We start from the raw sequence: 3359 nt of genomic DNA, 5'->3' as shown, positions 1-3359 counted from the left end.
GGTATCAACTAATCTGGCGTTGATTTTTGGCACGCTGTTGAGTTCTCAAGGAACGGACGCTTCCTTTGTACTCACCCGAGAGACTCTCTCAGGCTTTCCTCCGGGCTTTTTCCCTTCGGTCTTGCGTCTCCGACTCTATCAGATCCTTTTCTTGATCCGATTCCCTGTCGGCGGGACGTCTTGGGCTTTCTCGCTTTCGCTCGTCGGCCTTTCGACATTCACTACGTTAGCCGATCCTCTCGGTAACTCATAATCGAGTCTCCGTGAGTTCGAATTCGGGCATGCGGACATGACGAATTCGATCCCGCTGAGGGATGTTGCTAGGTAGTGGTTTGGCCGCTCCCGGCCCTCGGCGAGTGCCGTACCGGGTCAAGCGGCTCGGGCTACGTTACGCACCTCCAGGAGGAGCGTCAACTTGAGCGACGGCGGGGGACGTGCGCCCGATAGGGGCTCACGGTGGGGTCGTTGGAGATCCAGAACCGCCAGGGGTGGACGGCGCCGTCGCCCGAGACTCCGGTGCGGGGACCGTTGTTGACCTGGTCGGAGGGGACGGGGGTACCGGTGAGGACGCGGAGCGGGGTGTCCTCGGGGGTGCAGGCGTCGGTGCCGTCGAGGGAGCGGTCGATGTCCAGGGCCGTCGCCAACCGGGCCGGGCCTTTGGCGAGTTCTTTGTCATTCCGGGCCGAGAGTCGACGTTTACGGGCCAGTTCGGCGCCCTCCAGGAGTTCGCCGGCGCGGAGCAGGACGGCGCTCGCCTCGCCGTCGGGGCCGCAGACGAGGTTCGTGCAGTGCCACATGCCGTAGGTGAAGTAGACGTACACATGGCCGGGCGGACCGAACATCACGCCGTTGCGGGCGGTGCGGCCGCGGAAGGCGTGGGAGCCGGGGTCGTTCTGGCCGTCGTACGCCTCCACCTCTGTGATGCGCAGGACGATCGGGCCGTCCGGGGTCGTGCGGAGCAGGAGGCGGCCGAGGAGGTCGGGGGCGACGTCCAGGACGGGGCGGTCGAAGAAGGTCCTGGGCAGGGGCGTACGGTCGGGGCTCGCGATCATGGCCGTCGAGCGTAGTGCAGCCGGGGTGCGCGCCGGGGTGGCTTTCCGGGGGTCCCGGTTGCCAGGGTGGGGTGTGGAACCGGACGTGGCCTGAACGCGTTGAGAGTGATCAAAGGCCCGGTCGAAACGGTCGTGGACAACGAGGGAGAGTCATGGCGTTCAAGAAGCTGCTCGCGAGCCTGGGTGCGGGCGGGGCATCGGTGGAGACGGTGCTGACCGAGGTCAACGTCGTACCGGGCGGGGTCGTGCAGGGGGAGGTGCGGATCCAGGGCGGGTCCGTGAACCAGAACATCGAGGGGCTGTCGATCGGACTGCAGGCCCAGGTCGAGGTCGAGGGGCAGGACGCGGAGTACAAGCAGAACATCGAGTTCGCGAAGGTCAGCCTCGGCGGTGCCTTCGAGCTTCAGGCGGGGGCGGTGCACGCTGTGCCGTTCGGTCTGGAGATCCCGTGGGAGACGCCGGTGACGACGATCGGCGGGCAGTCGCTGCGCGGCATGCACATCGGGGTGACGACGGAGCTGGCCATCGCGCGGGCCGTCGACTCCAGCGACCTCGACCCGATCAACGTCCACCCGCTGCCGGCGCAGCAGGCCATCCTGGACGCGTTCACCCAGCTCGGCTTCCGGTTCAAGAACGCGGACATGGAGCGCGGGCACATTCGCGGTACGCGCCAGAAGCTGCCGTTCTACCAGGAGATCGAGTTCTTCCCGCCGTCGCAGTACCACGGCCTCAACCAGGTCGAGCTGAGTTTCGTCGCCGACGAGAACGCGATGGACGTCATCCTCGAAATGGACAAGAAGCCGGGCCTGTTCAGCGAGGGCAGCGACACGTTCCGTTCCTTCCAGGTGGGGCTGCGCGACTTCCAGGGGACGGACTGGGCCGCGTATCTGAACCAGTGGCTGGCCGAGGTCGGCAGCAAGCGGAACTGGTTCTAGGCTCGGGGTTCGAGGAACGACGTATCGACGTATTCAGGAGGTACCGAGGTGTCCGAACTCAAGCGGCGGCCTCTCCCCCACGACTTCCACCCGCCCGTCCCCGCGTTCACGGTGACGAGTGAGGACGTCGCGGAGGGCGCCACCCTCAAGGCCGACCAGGTCTACGCCGAGGGGAACGTCTCGCCGCAGCTGCGGTGGTCGGGGTTCCCGGAGGGGACGAAGAGTTTCGCGGTGACGTGCTACGACCCGGACGCGCCCACGGGCAGCGGGTTCTGGCACTGGGTGCTGTTCGACATCCCGGCGTCGGTGACGGAGCTGCCGGCCGGTGCAGGCACGGGCGAGTTCAAGGGGCTCCCCGAGGGCGCGGTGCACGTCCGTAACGACTACGGGACGCGGGACTTCGGCGGTGCCGCGCCGCCCGCGGGGGACGGGCCGCACCGGTACGTCTTCACCGTGTACGCGGTGGACCAGGAGAAGCTCGGCGTCGACGGCGAGGTGTCGCCCGCGTACGTCGGTTTCAACCTGCGGTTCCATGCAATCGCGCGGGCGCAGCTCGTCGGTGAGTACGAGGTGCCCGCCGGGAGCTGAAGTTCACCCGACGTTTGTCCGCCTCTGGTCTTGGAAGTGATCAGGGGCGGGCATTTTTTATTGCGTTGTCCATCTCGGCGTGCCCGTCCAGAGTTGATCCACGCCCGCCGGGGAGCGGGCCGATGCACACGGGAGGTGGGCTGGATGCGGGACACGCTGGTGCTGAACGCGAGCTTCGAGCCGCTGTCTACGGTGACGTTGAACCGGGCTGTCGTTCTGGTGCTCCAGGACAAGGCCGTCGTCGAGCAGGCCCACCCCGAGCTGCGTATGCGGGGCGCCGAGGTCGACATACCCGCGCCCCGGGTGATCCGGCTGTGCCGGTACGTGAGGGTGCCGTTCCGGAGACAGGCGCCGTGGTCGCGCAGGGGGGTGCTGGTGCGGGACCGGCACAGGTGCGCGTACTGCGGGCGCAGGGCGACGACCGTGGACCATGTGGTGCCGCGGGCTCAGGGCGGGCGGGACTCCTGGCTCAACACGGTGGCTTCTTGCGCCGAGGACAATCACCGCAAGGCCGACCGGACGCCGGAGCAGGCGGGTATGCCGTTGCTCAAGGGGCCGTTCGAGCCCACGCCGGCCGACGCGATGTTGCTGTCGCTGGGGGTCGAGGATTTCCAGGCGCTGCCGGAGTGGTTGAGCTTGGATGCGGCGTAGATCGTAGGACTTGCTGTTGTACGGCGTTGGGGGGGGGGGGGGGGGGGGGGGGGGGCGGCCCCCCCCCCCCCCCCCCCCCCCCCCCCCCCCCCCCCCCCCCCCCCCCCCCCCCCCCCCCCCCCCCCCCCCCCCC

At 68.2% G+C, this 3359-nt stretch carries 4 protein-coding genes; 3 read left to right on the top strand and 1 reads right to left on the bottom strand.

Features of this window, described 5'->3' with window-relative positions:
• Window positions 1-410: 410 nt before the first annotated feature.
• Window positions 411-1052, bottom strand: a complete 642-nt coding sequence (locus ACLZOT_RS49610) for a DNA-3-methyladenine glycosylase (protein WP_416975930.1) — start codon at window positions 1050-1052, stop codon at window positions 411-413.
• A 152-nt stretch (window positions 1053-1204) separates the two neighbouring features.
• Here ACLZOT_RS49610 and ACLZOT_RS49605 point away from each other — a divergent pair, with 152 nt between their 5' ends.
• The 3 genes from ACLZOT_RS49605 (at window position 1205) to ACLZOT_RS49595 (ending at window position 3226) form a co-directional block, all read left to right on the top strand.
• Window positions 1205-1987: a sporulation protein gene (locus ACLZOT_RS49605; RefSeq protein ID WP_416975929.1), complete on the top strand. Its 783-nt coding sequence runs from the start codon at window positions 1205-1207 to the stop codon at window positions 1985-1987.
• Window positions 1988-2035: 48 nt separating this feature from the next.
• The gene (locus ACLZOT_RS49600) at window positions 2036-2575 is read left to right on the top strand and encodes a YbhB/YbcL family Raf kinase inhibitor-like protein (protein WP_416975928.1); all 540 of its coding nucleotides are present in this window, start codon (window positions 2036-2038) and stop codon (window positions 2573-2575) included.
• 144 nt (window positions 2576-2719) lie between these two features.
• On the top strand, window positions 2720-3226 hold the full coding sequence (locus ACLZOT_RS49595) for an HNH endonuclease (protein ID WP_416975927.1): 507 nt from the start codon (window positions 2720-2722) through the stop codon (window positions 3224-3226).
• Window positions 3227-3359: the final 133 nt, after the last annotated feature.

Origin of the sequence: Streptomyces sp. 4F14, assembly GCF_048159485.1 — a bacterium.
Taxonomy (GTDB): Bacteria; Actinomycetota; Actinomycetes; order Streptomycetales; family Streptomycetaceae; genus Streptomyces.
The sequence above is the reverse complement of the archived record's forward strand: the minus strand, read 5'-3'. Positions and strand labels throughout refer to the sequence as shown.

Excerpts from the sequence above, each read along its gene's own strand:
- ACLZOT_RS49610 (WP_416975930.1), bottom strand. The coding sequence starts at position 1,052 with ATGATCGCGAGCCCCGACCGTACGCCCCTGCCCAGGACCTTCTTCGAC.
- ACLZOT_RS49605 (WP_416975929.1), top strand. The coding sequence starts at position 1,205 with ATGGCGTTCAAGAAGCTGCTCGCGAGCCTGGGTGCGGGCGGGGCATCG.
- ACLZOT_RS49595 (WP_416975927.1), top strand. The coding sequence starts at position 2,720 with ATGCGGGACACGCTGGTGCTGAACGCGAGCTTCGAGCCGCTGTCTACG.